This is a genomic window from Sorangium sp. So ce117 (assembly GCF_051524395.1).
In the GTDB taxonomy this organism is placed as follows: domain Bacteria; phylum Myxococcota_A; class Polyangia; order Polyangiales; family Polyangiaceae; genus Sorangium; species Sorangium cellulosum_B.
Genome location: NZ_CP150309.1, coordinates 9,340,619 through 9,353,915 on the forward strand (window position 1 = coordinate 9,340,619; position 13,297 = coordinate 9,353,915).

Genomic DNA, 13,297 nt, shown 5'->3' on the forward strand with positions numbered 1-13,297 from the left:
CATCTAGGGTGGGAAGCGACGAGCTCTGGACCGTGCAGCTCGACGGGCGCAGCGCGGCCCGGCGGGTCTCCGGGCAGATCGGATGTGCTCCCTGCCCGTGCGCTCCGGTGCGAGCGCCCCGAAACCGAGGAGGAACGATGCGCCTTCCAGGCAACATTGGCTTTTTGCTATTCCGTACGCTTGGCTCGTTGTTCGGCTTCGTGCTGCTGCCCGATGCGGCGCACGCGGCCACCACCGCGATCACGTACACCATCGGCCACGCCGATTGCGGCGCGGACACCAGCTTCGCGCTGTACATGAACGGCACGCTGCTCGACACCGTGCCAAGCTCGAACGACTGCGTGTGCAACGCCTCGCCGCTCCGGGTGAGCATCACCGCTCCGGCGTTGCTCGCGCTCTACAACCCCACGAGCTGTAACGACTTCCGGGTCGCGTTGGTCGGTGATAAGTACGTTTCGTGGGGCTACGTGCGCGTCGACATCGCGTCGGACGAGGGGGCGGCGTCAGCGTGTCTGTTCGACGCCAACCCGACCCGCTTCGGCGTGAGCTGCGCCGACCGGAATACCTGCGACGGCTCCGTGTCCACCGGCACCTCCAGGGGGAGCGCGGACGGGGATGGCGACGGCGTCACGGCGGGTGCGGGCTCGGGGTGCGACAACTGCTCCGACGCCTACAACCCGGACCAGAGCGACGCCGACGGCGACGGGATTGGTGATGCCTGCGATCGCTGCGTGGGCCCGGGGTCGGACGACAGCGACAGTGATGGCCTCTGCGATGGGGCGGACAACTGCATCGCGACCGTCAACCCGGACCAAAGCGACGCCGACAGCGACGGTGATGGCCTCTGCGATGGGGCGGACAACTGCATCGCGACCGCCAACCCAAACCAAAGCGACGTCGACGGCGACGGGTTCGGCAACGCCTGCGACAACTGCGCGGCCACGCCGAACTCCGGCCAGGAAGACAGCGACGGTGACGGGCTCGGCGACGCCTGCGAGTACTGCGCAGGCTCAGGATCGGACGACTTCGACTGGGATGGGCTCTGCCCGCTCCCTGGGATTGCGTGCCCTGGCGGGCGCCGGCCTCCTCGCGGGGGCAGGCCTGCTGCTTCCCGAGGTAGCCTCGGCGCAGGAGGAGGACCCCGTTCCCTGCCCGTTCGACAGCGTCCTCTGCCTCTTCGAGGAGGAGGACTACGGCGGGGAAATCTTCAACGTCCGGGCGCTGGACCCGCAGGTGGGCACGTGCGTCAACCTTCCGGAGCACGGCTGGGAGGGAAGGGCGCACTCTGCCTACAACACCAACGGCGTCGGCGCCGCGATGTTCCAGAACGAGGATTGCATCGGCTACCCGTACCCCATCTACGCGGAGAGCGGCCTGAGCCCGCTGCCGTTCATCCCCAAGAGCGTCTACGTCTTCTGACGCCATGATCGGGCGAAAGGCGATGGGCATCGCGGCCATCGCCTGACGCGCCCGGGGGGCGGAGGATAGCCCGCGCAAAGCCGTCCGACCTGTCAAGAATTTCCCGCCAACGACGGGCAGTCGACAATGTACAAAAGTACGATCCGCTGATCCGCCTACAAAAATCGACAGATCCAACGAGTTCACTCGGCTGTGGTGTATCGTCTACACCACGCTGGCGCACGGTCTCCCGGAACTCATGGGCGTTGCCGTAGAAGGCGTCGGCGAGCACGATGTCGCTGGGGATCCCGTCGCGCACGGCGCGCTCGATCATGCCGAGCGCCAAGTCGACCTTGCTCTCGTGTACTCTACGGCACACCAGGCAGCATCGCGCCCGCGGGGCGGCAAGCTCCGGTCCGCAGAAAGGCTCCAGACTTCCGGGACATTCCTGGGGGCAACATCGGCTCATCCCGCTCGGTCGCGGCACAGTGGTGTTAGAGTGGTCGCCATGGCAACCGACCTCCTGACCTACACGCTCGAAGGCACTACCGCGGTCGTCCGCATGGACGACGGCAAGGCGAACGCCCTGTCCGAGCCGATGATCGAGGCTCTGCTCGGGGCCCTCTCGAGGGCCGAAGAGGAGGCGAGCGCGATGGTCGTCGCCGGCCGGCCGGATCGGTTCTGCGCCGGCTTCGATCTGCGCGTGATGACGAGCCGTCCGGAGGCCGCGGCGGCGCTGCTCGGGCGCGGCGCCGATCTCCTCATGAAGCTGTACGGGGCGACCCTCCCGCTCGTCATCGCGTGCACCGGCCATGCTCTCGCAGGCGGCGCGCTCCTCCTCCTCACTGGCGACGTTCGGATCGGGGCCGAAGGTGCGTTTCGCATCGGCCTGAACGAGGTCGCGATCGGGATCCCGGTGCCCGTCCTGGCGATGGCTCTCGCGCGTGATCGCCTCGCGCGCACGGAGCTCGCGCGAGCGACGCTGATGGCGCAGATCTACGCTCCAGACGAGGCCGTACGCGTGGGGTATCTCGATGCGTTGGTGCCCCCCGAGGCGGTGCTCGCGCGGGCCAAGGAGGAAGCGGCGAAGCTCTCGAGCCTCGCGCGTCCGGCGTTCGAGGCGACGAAGGCGCGCCTCCGCGGCAAGACGATCGCGCACGTCCACGCGACGCTCCAGGACGATTTGAAACACCTCATTCAAAGGTGAGATGCCCTGCCTGGCGACGCCGACGGTCCATCACGTCAGGCGATCAGGCCCGCCGCCGCCTGACGGTGCCCGTGGAGAAAGTGCGTCGCGCCCTTGAGCTCCACGTAGCCCCTGCCCTCTGCCGCGCTCGCCTCGAAGCTCTCCCGCGCCTGCCGCAGCCCGTGTCCGCCGTCGCGTGCAATCCCGACACACTTGTTACTCCCGCGGCTCGATGCCCGGTCCTACATCTCTCACGACCACCAACCAGCACGTCGTATCGAGAACGGTACGAGCGACGGTTGACGCGCCCACGCCTCCGCGCGCCGCGGAGGTGATCGACCCCGGCTCGGCCGGCGCGCGCATCCTGCTCGTCCTCACGACGGGCATTGCCCTCCTTGCGCTTACGCGCTCACTTCGCGGCGGCCGCGCCCGGCGGATCGGATGCCGGCCCGCAGGGCGCCGCGCGGGCGCCCTACCGGCGCTTCAGGGGCAAGGGCCTTCGTACGGGTAGCCATGCGCCCACCCGCACCAGGCCGCCTTCGACGACGACGTCGCATAAGGATAGTAGGCGGTGCAGTAGGTCGGGTCGCTGTGGTAGACGTACTGCGCGGACGTGCCGCTCGTGGTGATGTTGTAGCCGGGGTAGGCGTTATGCCCGCACAGCTCGGCCTCGCCCAGCGAGTTGGCGAGGTACACCGGGGTCGCAACCAGGCAGCCGACGACTTGTGCGCCGCCCACCGTGTAGACTTCTTCGACGCCCACAGCAAAGTCCTGCGCCCCCGACCCGGCCGTCTGCCCCGAGCACGTCTTCCGAGCGCACGCGCCGCAGTCTTTCGAGCAGCTGTCGCACGTCTCGTTGTTGTCACAGACGCCGTTGCCGCAGCACGAGCCGCAGTCGGTCGAGCACGAGCTGCAACTCTCGCCGAGGCTAGGCTCGCAGGCGTGGTTGCCGCAGCACGAGCCGCAGTCGGTCGCGCAGTTGCCACACCACTCGTTGCCGTTGCAGATCCCGTCGCCGCACTTGCAGTCGGACGGACAGCTCGACGGCGTCTCGCCGTTGTTGCACGCGCCGTCGCCGCAGCCGGCCACCATGCACTCGCCGAACCACTTGCGGCACTTGCCGTACGTGTACCCGGTGCCGTTGTCGAAGCAGACCGCCGGGAGGCCGCTCATGAACATGTCGTCGTCCGTGACCTTGGTCTTCTGCGCGCCGCCGTCCTCGAACAGGCGGCACTCGATCGGGCGCCCGTCGGGCAGCGTTGCGGCGCCGAACCACTTGCGGCAGGTGCCGGTCGGGGTGCCGTCGGGTATGCACGCCTTGAGGTTCGACGTCAGGTACACCGCACCCGACGGGCTCGTCATGTCGGCCCTGCCGTCGTTGAAGACCGAGAAGAGCACCGGCGTGTGGCTCGGGTCGGTGGTGCGGCAGTTGCCGAACCACTTGCGGCAGGTGCCGCCCGGGGTGCCGTCGGGCATGCACACCTTGCCGTCACGCTGGAAGTAGAGCGCCTGCGTCGGCCCGGCCAACTCGGTGGCGCCGTCGTTGAACACGAAGCACTCGACCCCCTGCCCAACCGGCAGCGTCGCGCACTGGCCCGGCACGCCCGACGCGCCGCACGCCTGACCCGCCGGGCACGAGCCGCCGGTGCAGATGCCGCCGCAGCCGTCGGGCGCCCCGCACGTCTTGCCCGAGCACTGGGGCGTGCACCCACACTGGTAGGCCACGCCGCCGCCGCCGCAGGTCGTGCCCGCCGGGCAGGAGCCGGTGCTGCACTTCCAGCCGCAGCCGTCGGACGCCCCGCACACCTTGCCCGCACAGCTGGGCGTGCACTCGGGGGGGGGCGGCGGTTCGCAATCCTCGCATTTGGCTGCAGCGCTATACGGGTCGAGGAATTCGAGCGGTTCGGAGTCGGGCGAAGCGCTGCACGCGACGACGATCGCGGCGCCGCCGATGGCGAAGGCGGGATATTTGCCGAAGGTCTGCATAGGCAAACGCGTCCTTTCGTGCCGGCCCGGTCGGTGCCGGCGAGGCGGCTGCGCGCGCATCCCCAAGGGCCCGCCGCGCGGCCGCGCGCTGGCCGCATATCAACCGGCGTGCCAGCGGGATGAGCCAGGCTTTTCCGCCAAACGCGGGATCAGGTTGAGGTGGTCTTGCGCAAGTTGCGCCGGGTTCGCTCGAACCGGACCCGTCGTGCGCACGACGGCAGCGGGCGGCGAGCCATCGCAGCCTGACCGCAGCGAGGACAGATGGACAGGTCGATCCCCGTGAGCGCGGCGAGCAGCGTGCGCCAGGCAGGCACAGGAGCTTCCGCGAAGCGGCTTGGTCCAACTGTCAAGCCCCGGTCCTGGGGAGCTCGCGCGAGGTCTTCCTCGTGCTACGGCACCGCTACTGAGTCACGCCGATCGAATCGAGGAAGGCGTTGTACTCGTCGATCTTGTCCCACGGAACCACGTCGAGGCCGACGTTGAGCCGGCTCTCGTCGACCATCCGAGGGGCGAGCATCGCCTTGGTCGCGTCGAGACCGACGATCTTGATGCCGTAGAGGATGTAGGGAACGAGGTACCCCGCATAATACTGCCGCTGGGCGTGAGTCGCCTTGATGAGCCCCTGGCGCATGTACTCGACGGTCTTCGGCTCGAAGTCGAAGGCGACGACGGGGAGCTCCGTCGCGCCCGCGGCCTCCGTGGCCATCGCGCACCGGTACGAGACGTTGTGCAGGCCGAGCAACCCCACGACGGGCGGGTCCGCGGTCTCGATCTGGGCTTTCATCGCTTCGACGTCAGCGACATCCCCCTCCGGGGACCAGGTGATCGGACGCACCACGACCGTGTAATCGGCGCCCTCGAGGACGCGCCGAGCCCCCAGCATTCGATTCATCCCGTCGACCCAGGACGGGTCGTCGGCGCCGTGGATCACCACCGTGCCCGGCGCCGGGGGCAGCAACGCGAGCAGCGTCTTTCCTGCCGTGACGCCGGCGGACTCGCTGATGGTTCCGACATAGATGGAACGCTTCGAGTCCTTGGCGTCGGTGTCGAGCGTCACCACAGGAACCCCGCCGGCGACGGCCTCATCGATGCCGGCCGCGATGGCGTCGCTGAAGGGCGAGACACCGATCCCTTCGGCGCCGTCCACCACCGCCTGTCGAATCTGCTCCCCCTGGGCCTCCGCCCTCTGCTGGTGATCGCTCCCCTGTCCGCCGGGCCCGACCACGTTCCCCGTGGCCCCGAGCTCGCCCATGGCTCGGTTCGCCCCCGTGGTGATCGGCGTGAAGAACCCGCCGAGCGCCTTCAGCAGGATCGCCATCTGCATGGGCTCAATAGCGCCCTTGTTGATCTCGGCGACGAGCGCGTCGAGCGTCGCCTCGATCTCCTTCGCCGTGAACTCGCTCCTGGGCGTCGGCGCGCGCTTGATGGGCGAGGCTTGCTCGCCCTCGCCGGTGGTGTCGCCCGATCCGCATCCCGCCGTCATCAGCGCGAGCCCGAAGGCCGCCGCCCAGCGTCGTCCAATCCTGTTCATGATACCCCCTTATGCTCCGTGGTCCGTCCTATCGTACGCAGCAACCTCGCGTGAAGCTCTATCGCGCGGCGGCCTCATCGCCCGCCGAAGCAGCTGACGGCGACTGGGGCGAGATCGACAAAGTCGTCGCCGTCGACTGTCCACGGCTGCATGAAGTAATGCCTGTTCGCCCCGTAATCATCGAATTCGTACTCGGCGGCCGCGCCGACGTAGCGGAGCGGGATACCCGCGCGAAGCTTGGTCATCGCCGCCGGGAGGTCGCGCCACGAGGCCGCCTCGTGGGCCGGGTCGTTGAGCTCGCGGATGATCTCGTGCAGATCGTGTCCGGAGGTCGGGATCGCCCCGCTCTTCGCCTGGGCGTACGCGAGGCCCATCGCGATGAGGACGACCCCGTCGTAATAGAAGTGCGCCGCGGGCAGCGGCGCCTCGCCGTCCCAGAAGCTGGAGAAGTGCCCGATGAAGGCAGCGGCGTTCCCGGTCGTGCAGCCGACCACCTGCTGGCCCTCGGCCATCGTGCGGCACTCGCTCCGCACGCTGAGCGACGGCGAGACCCCGACGTATCCGTCGAGTGAGCCTGTCGGGATGTTGGCGAGGAGCACCTCGGTGCGCAGCGCAGGGCCGAGGAACCAGGTGCCCGGCCGCCCGGAGACGGCCCATTCGGTCACGATGATCGAGCCGGCGGCGGGATACGAGGCCAGGAGCGTCCGGCCGGCGTTCGCGCCGAAGGCGGACTCGATCTTGCTCGCATACGTTTGCTGGCCTGACGTGAACGTCACCGAGGGGAGGATCCTCCCCCCGAGCGCCGCGAAGTGGGTCGTGAACTCGCTGCTGACGGCGGTGTTGTAGTCGTCCCCCGCGGCCAGGCTGTTCACGGTCTCGATGCCCTCGTCGAAGGCGATGCGCGCCAGCGTGCAACCGACGTCGAACGAGGAGGGGGCGAGCCGCATCCAGCCTCCCATCGCGTCGCTGCGCGCGACGGTGGGCGCGGCATAGCCCGGCAGCATGTGGAACACGTCGAGCGCCTTCACCTCCCGCGCGATCTCGCGGGCGAGCCCGTTCTCTTCCGGCCCGATCAGGTAGCGGACCTGATCCGTGTAGAGCAGCTTGAGCAGCTCCTCGAGCCCGCGCTCCGAGCTGGAGTGGCTGTCTCGGCTCCGGAGGTGGAACGGTCTCCCGTCGAGCCCCCCCGCGGCGTTCAGATCCTGGACCGCGAGCAACATCGCTTGCTCGAGGTTGCGGCCGATGGCCGACTCGCTGCCGGAGAAGGGGAGGAGCGCCCCGAGGACGATCGCATTCTCGGGGTGATGGGGTTCTTCCGGCGCGCATGAGGCGGAGAAGAGGGACGCGAGCCCCAGGACCAGCCCGGTCTCCAGCCAGCGCATGCGCCGCCGGCGAGGCGCGGAGCACACGCCCGCTCGACGGCTGCAATGCGGCGCGGCAAGCATCCGAAAGTACATTCTTCCCCCGCGGGATACGCCATCATATCGAGCTTCGTTCTGTCAAGGGCACATGAGCGCAAGCGACGAATCTTGGAGCGGAGACTCACACGTCGACGCAATACAGAACACACCGGCCAATGCCGGTTCTCATGCATCGCGATGTTTGTCCGTGGATCGCGGCTGTCAGGCCGAGAGGTGAGCGCATGCGCGAGGACGGAGGGACACTGAGCGCGGCGAGGGAGAGGAGCGCTGTATCGGGCAGGCGAGGTGAGCACCAAAACCGGATGCGATCCGCCGGACGGCCCTGCCCGCCCGGCTCACCGACCCGGCGCGCCGCAGATGCGGTGGACCAGCCACGGAGCTAGATCCACGCCTCGCCCAGCCGCGGCAGCACGCCCATCCTCACGTCGCGCGCCGCCCGGCCGAGCCGCTCTGCCAGGCGCTCTCCCTGCATCGCGGGGAGCGCGACGGCGGGGCGATCGAGGGGCAGAAAGAAGTTGTCCCAGCGCGAGAAGAGCACCGCGCGCGGCGACAGGGCGCGCGCGACACGCTCGGGGAAGCCGCGCGAGGAGGTCCAGCCGGCGACGCAGAGCAGGAGCAGGTCGGGCTACCTGCAATCGAGGCCCGCCTCGACGAGCTCCGCGGAGGATAGCCCGCGCAAAGCCATTCCAACCTGTCAAGAATCTCCCGTCAGCGACCTGCAGTCGACATCATGCACAAAAGTACGAGCCGCTGATCCGCCTACAAAAACCAACAGATCCAACGAGTTCACTCGGCTGTGGTATGTTGTCTACATCACGCTGAGCTCATCCGTTCTTCCCAGGCACGAAGCGGAGCGACGCGAGGCGCAGCAGCTCACCAGAGCCGCCCTTTGCCCTCAGGTAGACCTCGTGGGAGCCGGCGGCGCTCACCTTGCATGTCACGGTCGTCCAGGTCTCCCAGCCGCTGGTGGCGGGGACATCGCAGGTCGCGACGCGGCGGCCGCCCGCCAGCGGGTCGAGCCATACCTCGACGGCGCCGCCCTCCGCGCTGGAGGCCTGCAGCTCGATCTCGACCGACGCCACGCCGCCGCTGCCCAGATCGACGCTGCCGTACATGGCCCAGTCGCCGTCCTCCAGGCCGCCCAGCACCGGCCCTGCCGACTGGCTCGACACAACCTCGGTGCCGGACTCCTGGTCCGGCTCCGCGGCCGCGATCGCGGTGAAGCCGTCGCGGTACGTGAACAGGTCGAAGTCAGCGCTCGCGTTGCTGGCGAAGACGCCGGCCTGGCTGCCGACCCAGCCCATGTTGACTGTATCGTAGTCCTCGAGCGCGCTGATTTCGATCGGCTCGCCCACCTGGGTCCAGGTCAGGCGGTCCGTGCTGAACCAGCCGGTGGCCTCGTGGTCCTTGCCGTGCACCAGCTTCAGCCAGAGGGTGCGCTCGGCCGGCGCCGGGGCATCGAAGCTGATCTCGGTCGCGTCCACCGCTTCATAGGCGCTCTCGTCGGCGTTGAGGACGGGGACGACCGACCGGAACGAGAAGCGGACCCGGTCTTCTGCGTCCGCCCGGACGCGCGCCACCGACACCTCCTGGCTGATGGGGTGCACCCACGTCGGGAACGCCGTGAGATCCTGCTCCGGGACGGCGTTGCCCAGGCGAACGCCAGCCGCGTCGCCCTCCGCCTCGGGGGCGAAGTCCATCCTCACGATCATCGCCTTGGCGTGCAGCGCGTCCTTCTGGATCACCCACCGCGTCTCGTCCTCCGCCGGCTTGAGCCGGAGCCACCCGGCGCGGTCGGTGACCGAGTAGCGATCGGACGGCATGTTGCCGTAGAAAGTCCAGGCCGGTGCGAGCTTGTCCCCGGTGAACTCGTCGTTGACGGGCAGCAGGAACGGGATGTCGCTGGGCGGCAGCGCCGGCGCCGGCGCCGGCTCGCCCAGGCGAGCGTTCACGACCGGGACCCCGGCGCCGCTCTCGTCGTCGATCCAGGTCACCCGGCTGAGCAACCCCTGCCGACCCAGGCCACGCCAGTTGCTGTCGCACTCGTACGAGTGGGAGAAGACCCACCACGTGCCGTCGCCGATCTGGAACGGCGCTGTGCTGTGCTGCGCGCCGCTGAACGGGGCCTCTCCCGTGAGGACGCTGCCCAGCGGCGTCCAGTCCTCGGGGTTGCTGCTCAGCGTGGCCGAGCGCCACCCGTACTGCTCGCCGCCGCACCCCGTGTGGGTCGAGTCGAAGTAATAGTAGAAGCCGTTTCGCTTCGTCATGGTGGGCCCCTCGGCCCAATTGGCCTCGACCGCGCTGTCGGGGTTGGCCGCGGGATCACCGCACCCCCCGTTCTCCACGTCCCAGTTGACGAAGCTGAGATCGATCGACTCGCCGCTGAGCTGCCCGGTTTCGGGATCGATCTTCTGGAGCAGGTTGACGCCGAAGTTGTTCTCCTCGCCGCCCGTCCCTCCATTCCATTTGCACTGCCCCGCCTTCACGACGAGGTACGTGGTCCCGTCGTCGTCGACGAACACCGAGTCGTCATAGCCGGTCCCGCGGTCGAACGATACGAGCTCCGGGTCCTCTCCGGGCGGCGTGTAGGGGCCCACAGGCTCCACGTGGACGGGCTCTCCCCAGGGCCCTGCCAGGCTCTCGGCCTCCGCGAAGTACTGGTTGAAGTTGACGGCGAAGTAGACCCTGTAGCCGGCGGCGACCTTGACGATGAAGCCGCCCCACGTCCCGCCCCCCGCCGAGGTCGAGGCCTCCAGGCCGGACCATGCCGGATCGACGACGCGCGACACGCGCTCCCAGCGGATGAGGTCCCGCGAGTGCAGGATCTCGACGTTGGGTGAGATGTTGAAGCTGGAGCCGGTGATGTAGAAATCGTCCCCCTCGATGTAGATGTTCATGTCCGGGTGATCGCCGGGCAGGATCGGGTTGAGGTAGGTGGAATGGGGCTCGCCCGGCCAGCTCGCTGTCTCGAAGGCGGCGGTCAGCGTCTTGTTCCCGTCCACCGTGACCTCCACGACGGCGTCCGCCTCGCTCGCGGCCCCGCTCCATCCCGTGAAGTCGGCGCTCGGCGCGGGTCTGGCGGTCACGGTCACGACTGTGCCGGCCCTGCGCAGGTAGGTTCCAGGCGGAGGATCAGTCGTCCCGTCCCCCTTCGCCTCGATGGTCAGGGGATATTCCACGGGCGCTATCTGCTCGTCCCCTCCGCAGGACATGGGCAGGGACCCGATCAGGATCATCGCCGTGATGCAAGCACTGTGGTTTCTCATGGTCATGTCCTGAGTCGTTCTGGCCGCCAATCCCGGCTACAAGGATCTCTGGCGGGTGCGCATGACGACCCGTGCAGTCTTCCGATCGAAAGGACGAGCGCGGGCCCACTGTGAACGCTCACACGACGGGTGTCAATTTCCCTCGTGACGGGCGCGAGGTCGTCCGGCTGGCCGGTGCGGCGGAGCGGCCTCTGCTCGATAAGTGGTTATCGAAGCCGCTGCCACCTGGCCAGTGCTCCACCCCCTCCACGCCCGACGGTCTCCACGAGCCGGATTGGCCCCGACCAGCGCTGATGTGGGCGAACGCGGTGACGCACGGAATCTGGGATGAAGGGCAGCGCAGCTCGCGGTGCGACCACGAGTGGGCTGAAGCGGCAGCGCGAGGCGCGTCGAGCGGCGGCCGCCCGTGGGCAGCGCAGGCGCCGCGCCGTCTCCTGACCCCGGCCGCTTCCGCCGCGTCGCGGGCCCGCCGGGTGAATGGGGCGAGCCGCGGCGGCATCAGAGCCGCGTGCTAGCCCCGGAGGCCCCATGCGTTTCCCTCGGACGGTCGTCGGTTGCGCGGTCGCATCGTGGATGTCCCTCTCGACCACCTCCGCGCTGGCACAGGTGGTCCTGGACCAGATTCAGTTCTTCGGGCGAACCACCTGGAGAAAAGATTACAAGAGCGCGATATCCGACTTCAACAACATCCAGGTCAGCATCGCCGCAATACCCTACGAAGATGTCTACTCCGTCGAAGCGGAATACGCAGGGGTGACGACCCCGCTCACCTTCAACGACTACAACGATCGCTACTACGCGACGATCGACACGAGCACGGTGCCCTACGGCCCTCACACCTTGACGTTCACCGCGTACGACAAGCTCGGAAGAGCGTCGACGAGGCAGTATACCGTGCACAAGTACGCGCCGCCCAGCGTCTGGGTGGCGAGCCCGCGGCCAAACCGCACGCTCACCGGGGACACCCGCATCGCTGCGACCTGCGTGGGGACGCCTCCCTATTCCTGCACGCAGTTCAAGGCGCGCGTCCGGAGCCAGGTGCGCGATGAGGTGCTGGTGGGCGTCCCGTCGTCCGTGCCAGGGAGGATGGACGTGCTGCACTACCTGTCATCGCCGCTCCAGTCGGGCGAGGTGCTCACGATCAGGCTCGCGGCGATGGACGGCGTGGGCCCCGTCTGGTACGGGCCGACCCTCGGCGGGGGACTCGGCTTCTACGACTGGGCGCTCCCGCGCGTCTACGTCGAGCGGAGCCCGAAGCTCACCGCCGTCCAGCGCGCCCCCGGCGCCATCCTCGATTTCGACGCGACGCGCGTCCTGTTCATCGATCACGCGCTCCAGATCGGCGTCGTCGATCGCATGACGCAGCAGGTGACGTGGCTCGGGGAGCTCCGGATGCACCATGATTGGATGCACAAACCTGGTTACGGGGCGCTCACGCCGTCCGGCGTCGCCATGCAAGCGTGGTACGGATACGTCTTCCTGTGGAAGGACGGCGCCCTGGACCGGTCGCCCAGGCAGGGCCGCCTCGACGCGGTGAACGGCGATACGCTCCTGTGGACGAGGGCCGACGACGACGAGGCCATCGTGCACACGTTCTCGACAGGCATCGAGACGAGCTTGTGGCTCGACCCTGGCAGCGCGTCGCCGTTCCAGGCGGACATCACGGCGTCAGGCGACGCCTACTACAGCACGCACGAAGAGCCGTGGATCCGCGGGCCGGGTGAGATCCGCCTCGGGAACCACCCCGGCTACTTGCAACGGCCGATCACCGACGGGACGAACGTCGCCGGCCGGTGGTGGAACGGATCCGTGAGCTCGAGCTACCTCTACACGGCCGACGGCGCGGAGGTGTTCCTCGGCGACTCCAGGACCGGCGATGCGGCAGGGCTGCTGCTGCACGCAGGGTATGCGGCCTACCTGAAGAGCGACGGGGCCGTCAACCAGGTATGGCTGCGGACCCCCTCGGGCGACGAGCACCAGCTGAGCAACTTCGCAACGCCGAGCCAGTTCGATCAGCAGGAGCTGCGCATCGGGCACGACGGCATCAGCGACACCGGCGAGGTCATGTTCCTCAACAACAAGAAGCGTTACATCGGGCGGCCTGGTGCCGCCCCGGAGGAGATCAGCAGCGACCTCGGACACGGGCGCTGGTTCGACGGGGACTGGTACGTCACCCTCGGTGACACCTTGTTCAAGGTGGCGAGCACAGAAGCGCCGGCCTTCCTCGTCGCGTCGCCGGGCGAGGCGGCGCCCGTCAACGCCGAGGACGAGGAGCAGCACGACCTCACGCTCACCGCGCCCGCCCCGGGCGAGCCCCTGGATCCATGGACGCGAGCGGGGGACCTGCCCAGGCCTCCCAGCGCCGCGCTCGCGGTCGTCCAGCTCAGCATATCTCGACGTCTCATGCGCACGAGGTGACTCGCGACCCCGCGCTCTCCCATGCGACCCATCGACTCTGCGGCATCTCGTCGCATCAGGGCTGCATGGTCTCACGCGGCGCCGGACGCTG

9 protein-coding genes and 1 pseudogene are annotated in these 13,297 nt (G+C 68.6%); 4 read left to right on the plus strand and 6 right to left on the minus strand.

Annotated features, from left to right (window positions below; genetic code table 11):
• Nucleotides 1-296: 296 nt before the first annotated feature.
• Both WMF46_RS35030 and WMF46_RS35035 read left to right on the plus strand, forming a co-directional pair.
• Nucleotides 297-953, plus strand: a pseudogene (locus WMF46_RS35030) (thrombospondin type 3 repeat-containing protein); the annotation flags it as partial.
• An 82-nt stretch (nt 954-1,035) separates the two neighbouring features.
• A complete protein-coding gene (locus WMF46_RS35035; protein ID WP_437981172.1) occupies nt 1,036-1,419 on the plus strand; it encodes a peptidase inhibitor family I36 protein in 384 nt (127 codons plus the stop codon).
• On the opposite strand, the gene WMF46_RS35040 is transcribed toward WMF46_RS35035, so the two are convergent.
• Nucleotides 1,391-1,885: a transposase gene (locus WMF46_RS35040; protein WP_437981173.1), complete on the minus strand. Its 495-nt coding sequence runs from the start codon at nt 1,883-1,885 to the stop codon at nt 1,391-1,393. The two genes, WMF46_RS35035 and WMF46_RS35040, sit on opposite strands and share 29 nt — an antisense overlap.
• A gap of 21 nt (nt 1,886-1,906) precedes the next feature.
• Between WMF46_RS35040 and WMF46_RS35045 the strand changes: the two genes are divergently transcribed.
• Entirely contained in the window at nt 1,907-2,605 is a 699-nt protein-coding gene (locus WMF46_RS35045) for a crotonase/enoyl-CoA hydratase family protein (RefSeq protein ID WP_437981174.1), read from the plus strand.
• Between the two features lie 462 nt (nt 2,606-3,067).
• Here WMF46_RS35045 and WMF46_RS35050 read toward each other — a convergent pair whose 3' ends face one another.
• From WMF46_RS35050 to WMF46_RS35070, 5 genes are all read right to left on the minus strand, one after another.
• The gene (locus WMF46_RS35050; protein ID WP_437981175.1) at nt 3,068-4,570 is read right to left on the minus strand and encodes a hypothetical protein; all 1,503 of its coding nucleotides are present in this window, start codon (nt 4,568-4,570) and stop codon (nt 3,068-3,070) included.
• A 400-nt stretch (nt 4,571-4,970) separates the two neighbouring features.
• Nucleotides 4,971-6,101 (minus strand): substrate-binding domain-containing protein, encoded by a 1,131-nt coding sequence (locus WMF46_RS35055; protein WP_437981176.1) that lies wholly within the window; start codon nt 6,099-6,101, stop codon nt 4,971-4,973.
• 74 nt (nt 6,102-6,175) lie between these two features.
• On the minus strand, nt 6,176-7,483 hold the full coding sequence (locus WMF46_RS35060; protein WP_437981177.1) for an ABC transporter substrate-binding protein: 1,308 nt from the start codon (nt 7,481-7,483) through the stop codon (nt 6,176-6,178).
• 418 nt (nt 7,484-7,901) lie between these two features.
• Nucleotides 7,902-8,060, minus strand: coding sequence for a hypothetical protein (locus WMF46_RS35065; RefSeq protein WP_437981178.1), 159 nt, complete (start codon nt 8,058-8,060; stop codon nt 7,902-7,904).
• 286 nt (nt 8,061-8,346) lie between these two features.
• A complete protein-coding gene (locus WMF46_RS35070) occupies nt 8,347-10,788 on the minus strand; it encodes a family 43 glycosylhydrolase (protein ID WP_437981179.1) in 2,442 nt (813 codons plus the stop codon).
• Nucleotides 10,789-11,361: 573 nt separating this feature from the next.
• On the opposite strand from WMF46_RS35070, the gene WMF46_RS35075 reads away from it, so the two are divergent.
• Nucleotides 11,362-13,206: a hypothetical protein gene (locus tag WMF46_RS35075; protein ID WP_437981180.1), complete on the plus strand. Its 1,845-nt coding sequence runs from the start codon at nt 11,362-11,364 to the stop codon at nt 13,204-13,206.
• Nucleotides 13,207-13,297 lie beyond the last annotated feature (91 nt).